Origin of the sequence: Streptomyces chiangmaiensis (assembly GCF_036281785.1) — a bacterium.
Taxonomy (GTDB): Bacteria; Actinomycetota; Actinomycetes; order Streptomycetales; family Streptomycetaceae; genus Streptomyces; species Streptomyces chiangmaiensis.
Genome location: NZ_JAYWVC010000086.1, coordinates 16653 through 32341, shown reverse-complemented (window position 1 = coordinate 32341; position 15689 = coordinate 16653). Strand labels below are relative to the sequence as shown.

10 protein-coding genes and 1 pseudogene are annotated in these 15689 nt (G+C 71.2%); 5 read left to right on the top strand and 6 right to left on the bottom strand.

Annotation, left to right across the window (positions count from 1 at the left end; translation table 11 throughout):
• Positions 1-99: 99 nt before the first annotated feature.
• The 4 genes from VXC91_RS23445 to VXC91_RS23430 form a co-directional block, all read right to left on the bottom strand.
• Positions 100-1671 (bottom strand): phytoene desaturase family protein, encoded by a 1572-nt coding sequence (locus VXC91_RS23445; RefSeq protein WP_329509290.1) that lies wholly within the window; start codon positions 1669-1671, stop codon positions 100-102.
• 57 nt (positions 1672-1728) lie between these two features.
• A complete protein-coding gene (locus VXC91_RS23440; protein ID WP_329509289.1) occupies positions 1729-3957 on the bottom strand; it encodes a serine/threonine-protein kinase in 2229 nt (742 codons plus the stop codon).
• 59 nt (positions 3958-4016) lie between these two features.
• On the bottom strand, positions 4017-4814 hold the full coding sequence (locus VXC91_RS23435; protein ID WP_329509293.1) for an oxygenase MpaB family protein: 798 nt from the start codon (positions 4812-4814) through the stop codon (positions 4017-4019).
• Between the two features lie 80 nt (positions 4815-4894).
• Complete coding sequence (locus tag VXC91_RS23430; RefSeq protein ID WP_329509288.1) at positions 4895-5932, bottom strand: LacI family DNA-binding transcriptional regulator; 1038 nt, start codon at positions 5930-5932, stop codon at positions 4895-4897.
• A 138-nt stretch (positions 5933-6070) separates the two neighbouring features.
• Between VXC91_RS23430 and VXC91_RS23425 the strand changes: the two genes are divergently transcribed.
• From VXC91_RS23425 to VXC91_RS23410, 4 genes are all read left to right on the top strand, one after another.
• The gene (locus tag VXC91_RS23425; RefSeq protein WP_329509287.1) at positions 6071-7234 is read left to right on the top strand and encodes a phytanoyl-CoA dioxygenase family protein; all 1164 of its coding nucleotides are present in this window, start codon (positions 6071-6073) and stop codon (positions 7232-7234) included.
• 17 nt (positions 7235-7251) lie between these two features.
• Complete coding sequence (locus tag VXC91_RS23420) at positions 7252-8013, top strand: SDR family oxidoreductase (protein ID WP_329509286.1); 762 nt, start codon at positions 7252-7254, stop codon at positions 8011-8013.
• Positions 8014-8074: 61 nt separating this feature from the next.
• Positions 8075-9100 (top strand): Gfo/Idh/MocA family protein, encoded by a 1026-nt coding sequence (locus VXC91_RS23415; RefSeq protein WP_329509285.1) that lies wholly within the window; start codon positions 8075-8077, stop codon positions 9098-9100.
• Complete coding sequence (locus VXC91_RS23410; RefSeq protein WP_329509284.1) at positions 9097-10095, top strand: Gfo/Idh/MocA family protein; 999 nt, start codon at positions 9097-9099, stop codon at positions 10093-10095. The genes VXC91_RS23415 and VXC91_RS23410 overlap by 4 nt, the downstream gene beginning before the upstream one ends.
• Positions 10096-10168: 73 nt before the next feature.
• On the opposite strand, the pseudogene VXC91_RS47040 reads toward VXC91_RS23410, so the two are convergent.
• Positions 10169-10463 (bottom strand): annotated as a pseudogene (locus VXC91_RS47040) (malonic semialdehyde reductase); the annotation flags it as partial.
• Positions 10464-11144: 681 nt separating this feature from the next.
• Positions 11145-13997 (bottom strand): helix-turn-helix transcriptional regulator, encoded by a 2853-nt coding sequence (locus VXC91_RS23400; RefSeq protein ID WP_329509282.1) that lies wholly within the window; start codon positions 13995-13997, stop codon positions 11145-11147.
• 158 nt (positions 13998-14155) lie between these two features.
• Here VXC91_RS23400 and VXC91_RS23395 point away from each other — a divergent pair, with 158 nt between their 5' ends.
• Positions 14156-15673, top strand: coding sequence for a 4-hydroxyphenylacetate 3-hydroxylase family protein (locus tag VXC91_RS23395; RefSeq protein WP_329509281.1), 1518 nt, complete (start codon positions 14156-14158; stop codon positions 15671-15673).
• The last annotated feature ends 16 nt before the right edge of the window (positions 15674-15689 follow it).

The window sequence follows — 15689 nt, the reverse complement described above, 5'->3', positions numbered from 1 at the left end:
GTGAAGGCCCGGGAGGCCTCGCCAGAAACCGCTGAAACACGGCCAGTGCTGTGGCCGGAAAGGTTTGCCGCAAGCCGGTGCACCTCGCCGGCCACAGCACTAGCCAGCCACGGGGCTCCCCGCTTCTTCGAGAACCGCCATCGCCGCGTTGTGCCCCGGCACCCCGCTCACCCCGCCACCGCGCACCGCGCCCGCACCGCACAGCAGGACGTTGGCGTGCCGGGTCTCCACGCCCCAGCGGCCCGTGCCCTCCTGCGCGTACGGCCAGGCCAGCTCGCGGTGGAAGATGTTCCCGCCGGGCAGGCGCAGATCACGCTCCAGGTCGAGCGGGGTCTTCGCCTCGATGCAGGGACGCCCGTCCGCGTCCATGGCCAGGCAGTCCTCGAGGGGCTCGGCCAGGTGGGCGTCGAGCTGCGCCAGCGTCGACTTCAGCAGCTCGTTGCGTACGCCGTCGTTGTCGCCTTCGAAGAGCCGCGCGGGCGTGTGCAGACCGAAGAGGGTCAGGGTCTGGTAGCCGCGCTCGACGAGGTCGGGTCCGAGGATGGTCGGGTCGGTGAGCGAGTGACAGTAGATCTCCGAGGGCGGCGCGGCAGGCAGCGCGCCCTGGGCCGCCTGGGCGTGGGCGATGGCCAGTTGTTCGTACCCCTCGGCGATGTGGAAGGTGCCGGAGAACGCCTGCCGCGGATCGACGGCCGTGTCGCGCAGCGCGGGCAGCCGGGTGAGCAGCATGTTCACCTTGAGCTGGGCGCCCTCGGCCGGGGCGGGTGGGGTGTCCCCCGTGAGCCTGGCCAGCTCCTGCGGCGAGGCGTTCACCAGGACGTGACGGGCCGAGACGGTGCCTTCCGCAGCCTCGCTCCGGTACGTGACCTCGGCGGCGCGCCCGTCGGTCTCGATGCGCACCACCTCGCGCCCGGTGGCGATCAGTGCGCCGGCAGCACGCGCGGCAGCCGCGAGCGCGTCGGTGAGCGCGCCCATGCCCCCTACCGGGACGTCCCAGTCGCCCGTGCCTCCCCCGATGACGTGGTAGAGGAAGCAGCGGTTCTGCCGCAGCGAGGCGTCGTGGGCGTCGGCGAAGGTACCGATGAGCGCATCGGTGAGAACGACACCGCGGACCAGGTCGTCGGCGAAGTTCGCCTCGATGGCCGCACCGATCGGCTCCTCGAACAGCGCCCGCCACGCCTCCTCGTCGTCGACGCGACGGCGCAGATCGTCCCGGGCCGGCAGGGGCTCGGTGAGTGTGGGGAACACCCTTTCGGCGACCCGCCCGGTCATCCCGTAGAAGCGCTGCCAGGACGCGTACTCGCGGTCGGACCCGGTGAGCCGGGCGAACGCCTCCCGGGTCCGCCGTTCGCCGCCGCCGACGAGGAGCCCGGTGGGCCGCCCCTGGCGCTCGACGGGCGTGTACGAGGACACCGTCCGCGCCCGCACCCGGAAATCGAGCTCCAGGTCCCGCACGATCTTGCGGGGCAGCAGGCTGACCAGGTACGAGTAGCGCGACAGCCGTGCGTCCACTCCGGCGAACGGCCGCGTGGACACCGCGGCTCCCCCGGTATGGTCCAGCCGTTCCAGGACCAGCACGGACCGCCCGGCCCGGGCCAGATAGGCGGCGGCCACCAGTCCGTTGTGGCCCCCGCCGACGATCACGGCGTCGTATTCCTCGTGTACAGGCATGCCTCTTCGTAACACGCCATGATCCGGATCGGCCAGAGGCGAGCCGACCGCGGCGCCTCAGGGTCCGCCGGCCGCCCCCTGCTGCCGTGACACCGCCACCCTCCGGTAGAGCTCCACCGCCTCCTGGCCCCGGCCCAGCTGCTCCAGGCAGTGGGCCTCGTCGTTGCGGCTGGAGAGGGTGTCGGAGTGGTCGCGGCCGAGGACTCTTTCGCGGGCTGCCGCCACGCGGCGGTACTCGGTGAGGGCGTCGGCCCAGCGGCCGAGCCAGCCGAGCCCGACGGCCACCTCTCGTCGGCTGACCAGGGTGTCCGGGTGGTCCGGACCCAGGGCGCGCTCGCGCAGGGCGGCCACGTCGCGAGCCTCCGCGAGGGCCTCCTCCCAGCGGCCGAGGCGTCCCAGGTTGACACCGAGGCCGTGCCGGGCGCGAAGGGTCTCGGGGTGCGCCGGGCCGAGGACACGGGTGCGGTCGTCCACCAGTTCGCGGTAGAGCGCGAGGGCCTGCGCACTGCGTCCGAGGCGGCCGAGGCTGATCCCGATCTCGTGGCGGGCGGCGAGGGTGTCCGGGTGATCGGGGCCCAGCGCCGAAGACCGCGCCTCGGCCACCTCCCGGTACGTCTGCAGGGCCTCGGGCCAGCGGCCCAACTGGCCCAGGGCGTAGGCGACCTCGTACCGCGTGACGAGGGTGTCGGGGTGCGTGGCGCCGAGCACCCGGGCGCGGGCCTCGGCCACCTCGTACGCCGTACGGTACGAGTCCTCCAGGCGCCCGAGCCGACTGAGGTTGAAGGCGATGTTGTGCCGACAGCGCAGGGTGTCGGGGTGGTCCGGGCCCATGGCGCGCTCCCGGACGGTCAGCACCGACATGTACACCTGGTGTGCCTCGAAGGGCCGGCCCAGCTGGCCCAGGACGTAGGCCATCTCCTGACGTGCGGCCAGGGTGTCCGGGTGGTCGGGGCCGAACACCCGCTCCCTGGCCCGGGCGACGTGTGTGTACTCCCGCAGGGCGTCGGCGGGACGGCCGGTGCGGCTCAGCGTGAAGCCGACCTCGTAGCGGCTGGCCAGGGTGTCCGGGTGGTCGGGGCCCAGAAGGTGTTCACGCTCGGCGGCCACCGCGCGGTGCACCTCGCCGGCCTCGGTCCAGCGGCCGAGCCTGCCGAGGCTCAGTCCCGCGTTGTGCCGGCCGGCCAGGGCGCCCACCGTGTCCGGTGGCGGCGTGGGCCGCTCGGTGCGTAACGGCTCGGACGGGCGGCCCGTGACGGGGCGGGCGATCCACTCGCCGGCGAGGCCGGCCGAGCCGTCGGGCGGGGTGGTGCGCAGTCCGGTGCCCGCCGCCTTGTGACCGGTGGTCATGCCCCGGGTCCAGGAGGGCAGCCGGGGCTCGCGGGAGGAGGGCCGAACGGTGGGCGCGGGCGACACGACAGTGGGTGGGTACGCGGGCAGAGTGCGGGCCGCGCCGATCCTCCGCACCAGCTCGCGCGCGTCCTGCGGACGCTCGTCGGGGCTCTTGGCGAGCAGGTCGAGGATGATGCGCTCGAAGTCCTCGGGGAGGTCGGCGCGGTGACTGCGCGGCGGCTCCGGCACGGTGTCGCGGTGCCCGACAAGAACGGCCCACGCGTCGTCGCGGTCGAACGGCGGTACACCGGTGGCGATCTCGTACAGCACGCACCCCAGCGAGTACAGGTCGCTGCGCTGGTCCACGGGTTCCCCGCCGATCTGCTCCGGCGACATGTAGTGCGGGGTGCCCATCGCGATGCCGGTGCCCGTCAGGCGCGCGGTGAAGCCGATGTCGTGGCCGAGGCGGGCGATGCCGAAGTCGCAGATCTTCACCGTCCCGTCGCCCGTCCGCACGATGTTGGCGGGTTTCAGGTCGCGGTGCACGATGCCCTGGCGATGGGTGTAGGCGAGCGCCGCCGCGACCTGTTCGGTGATGTCGACGACATCGGGCAACGGCAGCGGATGGTGCTTGTTGTCCTCCAGGAGCTGGCTGAGGTTGCGTCCCTCCAGCAGTTCCATGACCAGGTACAGCACGTCGCCGGACTCGCCGAAGTCGTGCACCACGGTCACCCCGGGATGCTGGAGGGCCGCGGCCACACGCGCCTCACGCCGGAACCGCTCCCTCAGGACCCGCGTGAACGACTGGTCGTGGTCCGGGCCGAGTGGTTTGAGGCACTTGACCGCTACCTTTCTGCCGAGGGACTCGTCGCGCGCGCGCCACACCTCGCCCATGCCGCCTCGCCCGATCAACTCCAGCAGCCGGTACCGGCCCTGGATCAGCCTGGTCTCCGCCATCGCCTGAGATCGCCCCCGTCCCGGCCTCGCCCCTCCCCTGGCCCGTCCAGTATGGCGAGTTATCTGCCGACTTTGTACGGCGCAGGGCGCGCGCTCGGGCCGAGTCTGGCCATCGCGCGGAGGATGTGTTTGGGCGGCAGTTGCCAGCGCAGACGTGCGGGAATGCAGCGGAGCAGGGTGCCGGTGAGACGCAGGTGCCGGGTCACTGTCACGGTTCCGGGGGCCGGCCTCCCGTACAGCTCGTGGGCGTACCGGGGCAGGGAGGCGTACGCCAGGTCTGCCACACGCCGCCACAGCAGGGCGCGCGCCGGGCGCAGCAACGGGTGAACGGGCGGGCAGCGCAGGAAGTCGTCCACCTCGCGCGCCTCGGGTCCGGCGGCGAGCTCGGGCAGCACCTTCTCGAAGTACGCGGCCAACTCGCCGTGGTCGGCCGGGACTCCTTCCGGGTCGAGACCCATGAGAGCGGCGGCGACCCGGTTCTCGCGGATGTACCGGTCGGCCTGTGCGTCGGTGAGCCGGAAGCCCGAGCGGCGCAGGACGTGGAGATAGGAGTCGATCTCCGCGCAGTGCACCCACAGCAGCAGCTCGGGTGCGTCGACCCCGTACCGCTCACCCGTGTCCGGATCCGTCGCTGCGAGCATGGCGTGGATCTTCCGCACCCGCGCGGCCGCCCGCTCGGCGGCCTCCGTGGTGCCGTAGGTCGTCGTCCCGACGAAGTCGGCGGTGCGCATCAGCCTGCCCCAGGCGTCGCGCCGGAAGTCGGAGTTCTGCAGCACACCGCGCACGGTCGGCGGGTGCAGGGCCTGGAGGTAGAGCGCGCGGATGCCCGCGACCCACATCATGGGGTCGCCGTGCATCTGCCAGGTCACCGAGGAGGGCCCGAAGAACCCCGGATCCGCATCCACCTCGTCAGTGTGACCGTGGCCGGCCCGCCTGATCAACCCTCCACGACCACCCCGGGCGGCAGATTGAACGGGGTGACCACCTGGATGGGCGACGGGAGGTGCGGGCCCTCCTCCGGGAGCGCACCGTGCGCCCGCATCACCGTCTGGCAGGCGCTCCGCATGTCCTGGCGCAGGTCGTGGTGGAGCACGGCGGAGATGCGGCGTTCGCCCAGCAGCCGGGTGTTGTCGCGGTCGAGGTCGTGCGCGATGAAGACGGCCAGGTCGCGGCCGAGCACGTCGAAGGCCTCGACGGTCGCGGCGTTGCCGCCGCCGATGGAGTAGACCGCGTTGATCGCCGGATCCCGCTTCAGCGCGGTCAGTACGAGGTCGCGCTGGGTGGCGTCCAGTCCGTCGCTGTCGGTGACCTCGACCAGTGCGCCCTCGGGCCGGGACATCCGCAGCGCGCCGCGGAAGCCCATCTCGCGCTCCTCCTCGCCGCGGAAGAAGCCCCGGCTGATGGTGACGAGCACATGCCCGGGGCGGTCGCCCAGCCACTGGTCGAGGAGGTAGGCGGCGGTGGCCCCCGCGGCGCGGTTGTCGATGCCGACATAGGCGCGGCGCGCGCTGCCGGGCAGGTCGGTGACCAGGGTGACCACGGGTATCCCGGCCGCGACCAGCCTGCCCACGGCGGCGGTGATCTCCGGTAGGTCCGGGGCCTTGAGGATCACGCCCTGGGAGCCTCGCCGGGCGATGCGCTCCAGGATGCGGATCAGCTCCGCGGGCGGGCAGGTCTCGCGGAAGTGGAAGCGGGAGCGGACGAGTGCGGGCTGCAGAGAGGGCAGCTCGGCCTCCAGGGCGTCGCGGACCGCCGAGGAGAACCGGGCCGGGGTCTGCATCACGATGTCGATCATGAAGGCACGTCCGCCGATGCGGACCTGTGTCCGCTGCCGGTCCAGATCCTTGATCGCCTGGTGCACCTCACGCACCGTGCTCTCGCGCACCCCGCCCCGGTGGTTGAGGACGCGGTCGACGGTGGCCTGACTCAGCCCGGCCTGACGGGCGATCTCACGGATCGTGTACGGGTGTCCCATGGCTGTGTCCCGGAAGTCGAGGGCGGCCGATGACGGCGGCTCGCCGATGATGGTTTATTGATGGGTTTCTGCTCATTGAATGATGGGCTGGGGTTCACAAGACTGGCGGAGACGACGGCACGGCGAAAGGACCTTGCGATGTCTCTCACCGCTCCGGGGCCGGGAACCTGGTTGGGGGAGCAGGACTGCGACCTCGACGCCTTCCGCTCCCTGGTCGACCGGCGCACCGATCCGGATGACCATCCGCTCGCCGAGGCGGTCGAGCAGGACGTTCTCCTGTACGACAGCGACCGGCTGAGGGCCGTCGACCCGAAGCGTGTGCAGACCGAATTTGTGCGTGCCCTGACGGACGGGCCCGGCATCGTGGTGCTCAAGCGGGCGTTCCCCGATCTCGGCGTGGTGGACCGCGCGAGTGCCGCCTTCACCGCGGTCATCGAGCAGGAGCGGGCGGCGGGCGGCGCCCGAGGCGACCACTTCGCCGAGCCCGGAGCCAACGACCGGGTGTGGAACGCGCTCGACAAGATGGCCGTACGCGACGCCGAGACGTTCGCCGACTATTACGCCAACGACATGCTGGCGCTGATCGCCGAGGCGTGGCTCGGCCCGGGCTACCAGATAACCTCGCAGATCAACCAGGTCAACCCGGGCGGCGCCGCGCAGAGTGTGCACCGCGACTACCACCTCGGTTTCCTCACCCAGGAGCAGGCCTCCCGCTACCCGGCCCATGTCCACCGGCTCTCGCCCGTCCTCACCCTCCAGGGCGCGGTGGCGCACTGCGACATGCCCGTGGAGTCCGGCCCGACGCTGTACCTGCCCCACTCCCAGAAGTACGAGCCGGGATATCTGGCGTGGCGGCGGCCGGAGTTCATCGCCTACTTCGCCGAGCACCATGTCCAGCTGCCGCTGGAGAAGGGCGACGCGGCGTTCTTCAACCCCGCCCTCTTCCACGCCGCCGGGCACAACCGGTCCATGGACATCAGGCGCATGGCGAACCTGCTGCAGATCTCCTCCGCCTTCGGCCGCGCCATGGAGACGGTCGACCGCGAGACGGTGTCGAACTCGGTCTATCCGGTGCTGCTGCGACGCAAGGGCGAGGGGGCCGCCGAGGACTGGCTGCGCCGGGTGGTCGCCGCCTGTGCCGAGGGCTATCCCTTCCCCACCAATCTGGACCTGGACCCGCCGGTCGACGGGCTGGCACCGCCGTCCCAGGCTGACACCGTGTGGCGGGCGGTGTCGGAGGGCTGGAGCCCGGAGCGGCTCGGCGAGGAACTGCGGGCCGGCGCTGAGCGCCGCCGGATCTGAAGGGGCACATCGCACTCATGGAACTTCTGGAAGACAAGGTCGTCCTCGTCAACGGCGGAAGCCAGGGGGTCGGCGCCGGCATCGTCCGGGCCGCCGCGCGTGAAGGCGCACACGTCGTCTTCACCGGGCGCCGGGCCGAGGTCGGTGAGAAGTTCGCGGCCGAGTCGGGCGCCGCCTTCGTACAGGCGGATCTCGCCGACCCCGTGCAGGCGCGCCGCGGCGTGGAGGAGGTCGTGGGGCGCCACGGCCGGATCGACTGCCTGGTGAACGCCGCCGGGCTGACCTCGCGCGGTTCCCTGCTGGACACCACGCCGGAGCTGTTCGACGCACACATCGCGATCAACCTTCGGGCGCCGTTCTTCGCCATGCAGGCGGCCGTGCAGAACATGGTGGAGCGGGGGGCACCCGGCACCATCGTCAACATCATCACCTCCTCGGCCCACGGCGGACAGCCCTTCCTCGCCCCATACGTCGCCGCCAAGGCCGGACTCGCCGGTCTGACCCGCAACGCCGCCCACGCACACCGCTGGGACCGGATCCGGATCAACGGGCTCAACATCGGCTGGACGGACACCGAGGGCGAGGACGCCGTCCAGCGTGCCTTCCACGGCGCCGGCGACGACTGGCGCCGGAAGGCGGCCGAGTCGCAGCCGATGGGCAAGCTGGGCCAGGTCGACGAGATCGCCGACTTCGTCGTCTTCCTGCTGTCCGACCGCAGTGGTGTGGTGACCGGCTCGGTGATCGACTGGGACCAGATCGTCCCAGGCGGACTCGACTGACGACGCCACCGCACGAACCGCTGTCCGCAGCGCTTTCCACGATCGATCGGAGCAACCTCTCATGCGTATCGGCATCCTGGGCCTCGGCCGCATCGGCGCCTTCCACGCGGCCACCCTCGCCGGACTGGACGCCGTGGAGTCACTGGTGGTCACCGACCCGGTGGCCGCGGCCACCGCCTCGGCGGCGGAGCGTTTCGGGGCGACGGCGGTGGCCTCGCCCGAGGCGCTGCTGGCCGCCGGGGTCGACGGCGTCGTGATCGCCGCCGCCACGGACGCGCACCCCTCGCTGATCCTCGCCGCCGTCGAGGCGGGCGTCCCGGTCTTCTGCGAGAAGCCGGTGGCGAAGACCGTCGAGGAGTCGCTGACCGTACTGCGCGCCGTCCGGAACAGCGGGGTCGAGGTGCACATCGGTTACAACCGGCGGTTCGACGCGGGCTGTGTCGCCGCGCGCAAGGCGGTCCTCGCCGACGAACTCGGCAAGCTGCACACCGTGCGCTCCACCACTCTGGACCCGGCGCCGCCGCCGGAGGCGTACATCGCCGTCTCCGGTGGCATCTTCCGCGACTGTTCCGTGCACGACTTCGACATCGTGCGGTGGGTGACCGGGCAGGAGGTCACCGAGGTGTACGCGGCCGGCGGCAACCGCGGGGCCGCGTACATCGCGGCCGCCGGCGACGTCGACACCGCGTCGGCGATCCTTACGCTGGACGACGGCACACTGGCCGTGGTCTCCAACTCCCGGCACAACGCGCGCGGTTACGACGTACGCCTGGAGCTGCACGGCATGAAGGACAGCATCGCCGTGGGCCTGGAGGACAAGCTCCCGCTGCGGTCCGTGGAACCCGGTGCCACCTTCCCCGCCGGTGCGCCGCACCACTTCTTCATGGACCGCTTCGCGGGCGCCTACCGCGCCGAACTCACCGCCTTCACCGAGGTCGTGGCGGGGCGCAGCCCCTCGCCGTGTACCGTGGCCGACGCCATCGAGGCAAGCTGGATCGCCGAGGCCTGCGCGCTCTCGCTGGCCGAGCACCGCCCGGTGCGGATGGACGAGGTGCGGCACGGCATGGACGAGGTGAACGAGGGATGAGCGAGCCCCTGCGGATCGGGATCCTGGGCGCGGCCCGGATCAGTGAACGGGCTCTCATCACTCCGGCCCGCGCGGGCGGCCACCGTCTGGTGGCGGTCGCCGCCCGCGACCGCGACCGGGCGCGGTCCTTCGCCGACACCCATGGCGTGGAGCGGGTCGCGGACTCCTACGCCGATCTCGTCTCCGACCCGGAGGTCGAGGTCGTCTACAACCCGCTCGCCAACGGTCTGCACGGCCCGTGGAACCTCGCGGCACTGCGCGCGGGCAAGCACGTGCTCAGCGAGAAGCCGTCCGCGAGCAACGCCGAGGAGGCGGCGGAGGTACGGGAGGCGGCCGCGCAGGCAGGCACGGTCTTCATGGAGGCCTTCCACTACCTCTTCCACCCGGTCAACCAGCGGCTGCACGCGCTGCTGGCCTCCGGTGAACTCGGTGAGCTGCGGCATGTGGAGACCGTCGTGGCCATGCCCGCCCCGCCGGACGGCGACGTGCGCTGGTCGCTGCCTCTGGCCGGTGGCGCCCTGATGGACGTGGGGTGTTACGGCCTGCACGCTCAGCGGATGCTCGCCCCGTGGGCGGGCGGCGCTCCGCGGCTCGTCTCGGCGCGCGGCGGGGAACACAGCGGCGCTCCCGGGGTCGACGCATGGCTGGAGGCGGACCTCGCGTTCCCGAACGGGGCCACCGGTTCCGCACGCTGTTCCATGGTGGACGACACCTGGCAGGCGACCTGCCGGGTGGTCGGCACCCGGGGCGAGGCCGTCGCACCGGACTTCGTGCTGCCGCACCAGGACGACCGGGTCGTGGTGCGCACGGAGGCCGGCGAACGGACGGAGGAGCTCGGCCGCAGGTCCTCGTACGCCTACGAGTTCGACGCGTTCGCCGCCCATGTCAGGCATGGAGAGCCGCTGCCGCTCGACGCGGAGGACGCACTGGCGACGATGCGGCTCATCGACGAATGCTACGAGAAGGCCGGATTCGCACCCCGGCCCCGCAGTTGAACGGCGTGTGACGGCAGCAGCCGCATGTCGCCCATTGCCGTTGCCGGCCTGAGCTCCCACCATCCGGCAGCGGTTCATCGTCCGCGGTGAGGACGGCGACGAGCGGGGCGGCGACGGTCTGCTTGCGGTCACCCCTCGGAAGGGTGCTCGGTCCCGCGCTTGCTCGCCGCGGCGGAACGGACGAGCACGATGCGCATCGGCTGGTGGTTCATGGCGGCGGGACCGCATGGGACCAGGTCGTAGATGGCCTCTACCTGATCGTCCGTCACTGGCTCGTCGGTGAAGGTGCCGGCAGGCCGTCCGTCCCGGGACAGAGGGTCCCGGGCTGCGGGGCAGAGTGCCAGAGACGTGGTGACCTCATGGCGGATGAGCGTCTGCGGCTTGTCATTGACTGCGCTGTTTGCGAAGCAGCGGGACTGGGCGCTGACACCCAGCAGGTACACGGCGGTCGTGGTAGTCCCGACGAGCCCCCACAGGAGGGGCCCCGAACACCACCGTGCAAACAACAGGCTGACCAGACCGGCGAAAGCCGCCATGGGCAGATGGAAGGCGGCCCATATCCGCGTGCCGGCCGCCGCGGATCTGTCCGGCGCCATGGAGGCACCGCCGTATGCGACGGCACCCAACGCGACGAAGGTGAGCGTCGCACCGGCGAGGAGCGTCAGGACCTCGGCTGCCCCTGGGGCGCCCCGATCGGAGGACGTCACCGCGGTGGCGGTCCACAGGGCCAGGGTGTACCCGTGCGGTGCCGCGCTCGCGGCCACGGCAGCCCGGAGCCGGCCGCGGTATCCGCTGTCCGGACCGGTGCCGGCATCGGTCGCGACCGCCCTGGGCGGCGACTGACCAGCCGCCCGCGACAACTGCGCATGGCCTCCGCGTCGTTGTGCGTGTACTGCGCGCATCGTGTTCATGAGGCGGTCGCTTCCTGATGAAGGACGGTGCCGTTCCGGTGGCTTCGCCATCGCGACCAGCATCACAGGTACGGCCGAAGCCGGCATCGCCTGTTCAAGGGATCCCTGCCGCCGCGACCTGCCGGTCGAGGGCACGGCTCACTCCGCCCTGTCGGTGTGACCCCGTTCGATCGCCAGCCGGGTCAGTTCGACTCGCGTGTTGATGCCGAGCTTGGTGAAGATGTGCTTCATGTGCGTATTGACGGTGTGCACAGACACGTAGAGCCGGTCGGCGATGGCCCGGTTGGTGAGGCCGTCCACAACGAGCGGGATCAGTTTCCGCTCGGATTCGGTCAGGTTCCCCCACTCCGGAGACCCGGTCGTGTGGTGCCGCACGGCACCCGTGCGCACCCCGAGCTGCCGAAGGCGCCGCCTGATCCGTTCGTTGTCGCGCAGAGCTCCTGAGGCCGACGTCAGGTGCTCCGCTTCTTCGAAGTACGGGATCGCCGTCGCCGAATCGGCCGATGCGGTGATGCGCTCGCCGAGGTCCTCGCAGGCCGCGGCCAGGGCCAGCGACCTGCCGGTGCTCCGGTAGCCGGCGATGGCGGACTCCAGCGCGCGCCGGTCGTCGTGGAGCAGGCCGTCCACGTGGGCGCGGACTGCCCTGATGATCTGCTGGCTGTCGTCCTGTGCGGTGAGGCTGCGCAGTGCGCCGGACACGGCCTGCGCGACCGACGGGTCCTCACCATGGAGCGCGACGCGCACGATCTCGGGCCACTGGGACGGAGGCACCGCAAGCAGCCGCGTCGGCTCACGGCCTGCGAAGCTGCCCGTGAATGTCACAGCCGCGGTGGCATCCCGGCCCTCCGCATCCGTCAGGCAGGCGCGCGCGAGCGACACCCAGGGGGCGTATCGCTGCGCAATCGTGCCGGAACCGTTTTCGGCAGCACGGAGGTGGCTCCGGGCCTTGGTGAGGTCGCCGCGTCTGATCTCCACCAATGCCAGCACGGAGCGGACCTGTGGATATGGCTGAGTGATCTCGAGTTCGTCCGCTACCGTCAGACTGGCCTCGGCCTCCACCGCCGCGTCGTCCAGCGCTCCCCGTTCCAGCAGTGCGCAGGCACGGCCGGCATGCCAGTGGGGAAGTGACCAGCCGAGGCCCAGCGCCTCCGCTTCCCGCTGTCCCTCCCGGAGAATCCGCTCGGTGTCCGCAAGCCGGTCGGTGGCGGTCAGCACCATGGCCAGCCACAAGGCCGGAATCCGCGGGGGCCGCAGATAGAGCACGTCGGACTCCTCGCCGGCGCGTCCGGTGGCCTCCTCGGCAAGCTCAAGGGCGCGGGCAATGCGCCCGCGGTAGAAGAACGTCTGCGACTGGAACACCATGGCGCTGACGACGAGGGCCGGATCGTTGCTGCGGTACGCGGCCTCGACCAGCCCCATGTCGGTCTGCTCGGCAGCAGTGATGTCCCCGAGGTACACGTGGCCCGTCGCCTTGGTCTTCAGCAGCCGAATGCGCAAGTCGAGCGGCAGCGCGGGAAGGTCCAGGGCCTGTTGGAGGTGCGTCATCGCCGTGGCGTCGTCGCCCGCGGCCTGGTGGATCTCGGCGGCCACCAGACGCAGGCGCGCCTCCTGCGATGGCTCAGGGCCCGCCGCCAGAACCGCGTCGACCAGGTCGAGCGCCTCGTGAACCCGGCGCGTCCGGCCGAGGTACTCGGCGGCGTCGGTCAGCAGGGTGATGCGACGCCGGTCGTGCGGGCGCAACAGGCCGGCGATGCGCTGAGCGAAGTCCGCAGCCGCGTCGGGGGCCGTCGACGACAGTTCCCGTACGGCGGTGTGCAACGTGGCCACGGCGTCGTCGTCGAGGGGGCCACCCGACATGACCACATGCCAGGCCACCTCCGCCGATCGTGCCCCTGTGCCGCGCAGACTGTCGGCGGCCTCCCGGTGCAGAGCGGTCCGTACGGCCAGAGGCAGGTTCTCGTGGACCGCGTGCCGTATGAGGTCGTGGCGGAAGGCGAGTCGCGGGCCGTCGGCCGAGAGCAGACCGGCGTTCACGGCGGCCTCGACGCCCGGCAGCAGACTGCCGACCTGCCTGCCGAGCATGCGGGCTGCCGTACCGAGGTCGAATTCGCGGCCGAGGACGGACCCTATCTGGAGCAGGCGTGCGGCATCCTCCGGGAGCCGGTCCAGACGCGCGGCGACACTCAGCCGGAAACCGACCGGGATGCCGTGCTGCGGGAGGCTCGCCACCCCCGCCTCCGCCGTGACCCCATCCGTGCCGTCGAAAGCGCGCACCAGCTCAATCGCCAGGAACGGGTTGCCCGCGACGCCGCGCAGCAGCCTTGCCAGAGCGGGTGGCGGCTTCGCCCCGAGCACATCGGCCGCGATGTGCTGCAGCTCCTGTTGCGGCAGGGGGCCGAGGGTCAGCCATCGGGCTCCGAGGCGTTCGAGGTCCTCCCGCACCCTGGCCACGGTCGGCCGCTCGGTCTCCGACCGTACCGCCAGCACCCACAGGATCCGCGAGGCGGCCAGTCGTCCAGGCAGGGTACGGAGCACGAAGAGCGTAGCCGGATCCGCCCACTGCGCGTCGTCCACAAGCACGGCCACCGGGGCGCGCTGGGCTCGGTCCTCCAGAGCGTCGGTGATGCTGTCCAGCAGCAAGAGCCGCCGGTCGTCGGGGGCGGCGGCGACTCGTACAGCACCATCGGAGGAGGACTGCAAGGCGGACTGCAGTGCGGCCCCCGCCGCGTACTGGTCGAGCTCGTCGGCCCGTACGGACACCACGTCGAACCCGCATCGCCGTGCCATCGCATCCAACTCGGCGAGCAGCCGACTCTTGCCCACGCCGGGCGCGCCTTCCACGACGACGCAGGCACCCCGTCCGCCACGCACCGCATTCAGGGCCTCACGGACAGCCGCGAGTTCGCGGTCCCGTCCCCTGAGGCGCAGCCGGGTCATGGCCTGGTTCCCGCGCCCACGGAAACGGTCGTCCGTGGGGTCTGTGCTGCCCATGCGGCAAGCATGCCGCACGGCCACTTCGCCCTCAACGTCGGTTCCCCTGTGGTCGACGCTTTCACCCGGGTGATTGCCGGTTCCGCGCCGTCCTCTCACCCGGCCGCGACGCATGCTCCATGCCGTCCAGATCTCTTGCCCTTGGAGAGGAGCACGACGTGCGTACAGGCAAGGACTACCTGGCGGCCCTGAACGACGGCCGCAGGGTGTGGGTGGGCGACGAGCTCGTCGAGAACGTGGCCACGCACCCCAAGACTCGGGCCTATGCCAGCAGGATCGCGGACTTCTACGACCTGCACCACCGCCCGGATCTCCAGGACGTCATGACGTTCGTGGACGAAGAGGGCGTCAGGCGCTCCATGACGTGGTTCCAGCACCGCTCCAAGGAGGACCTGCAGCGCAAGCGGCGCTACATGGAGACGGTGCTGCGGGAACTCGGCGGCGGGGCGACACCGCGCACACCGGATGTCAACAACTACGTCCTGCTGACCTACGTCGACGACCCGGAGCCCTGGAGCAGTCAGTCCGTCGGCACCGACGGCAGGGACCTGACCGAGGGAATCATCGGCTTCTGGAACGAGGTGCGGGAGGCCGACCTCAACGCGACACCGGCGTTCGTCGACCCGCAGACGGACCGCTCGCGCGAATCCGCGCAGGCCGAGTCCCCCGCCCTGCAGGTGGTGGGCACCTCGGACGAGGGCATCACCGTGCGGGGTGTGAAGGCGATCAGCACCGGAGCGGCCTTCGGGGACTGGATCCACATCGGCGTCTTCTACCGTCCCGGCATCCTGCCGGAGCAGATCATCTTCGGGGCGGTCAAGCCCAACACTCCCGGGGTCACCATCATCTGCCGGGAGAGCAACGTCCGCGACGGCGAGGAAGTCGAGCACCCGCTCGCATCCCAGGGCGACGAACTGGACAGCGTCATCGTCTTCGAGGACGTGCTCATCCCCTGGAACCGGGTGTTCCACATCGGTAACCCCAAGCACGCCTCGCTGTACCCGCAGCGCGTCTTCGACTGGCTGCACTACCAGGCGCTGGTACGCCAGATGGTGCGCGCCGAGCTGATGCTCGGTCTGGTCCTGCTGATGACCGAGCACATCGGCACATACCAACTGCCGCCGGTCCAGACCCGGATCGCCCGGTTCGCCGGCTTCCACCAGACCCTCAAGGCGCATGTGATCGCTTCGGAGGACGAGGGGTTCCACACGCCCGGCGGCATCTACAAGCCGAACGTCCTGATGTTCGACTTCGGGCGGGCGTTCTACCTCGAGAACATCGCCGGCATGGTCCACGAGGTCGTCGACCTGGCCGGACGTGCCTCGCTCATCTTCCCCACCGAGGGGCAGTGGCAGCGGCCCGAGCTGCGGCCGTGGCTGGAGGCGCTGCAGACGGGACCGGTCGGCAGGCCGCACGACCGGCTGAAGATCAGCCGCGTGATCCGCGACCTGTTCCTGTCCGACTGGGGCAGCCGCATCAGCACCTTCGAGAACTTCAACGGCACGCCTCTGCTGGCGATCCGCACCCTCACCATGAAGCGCGCCGAGATGTCCCCGAGCGGCAGCATGGCCGACCTCGCGCGCAAGGTCTGCGGCATCGAGAGCGAGGGCGACGAGCAGAACGAGACGGCGTACACGGCTCAGGCGGACTACGCCCGACGCCAGGACGCCTCGTAGCAGGGTGCAAGGGCCC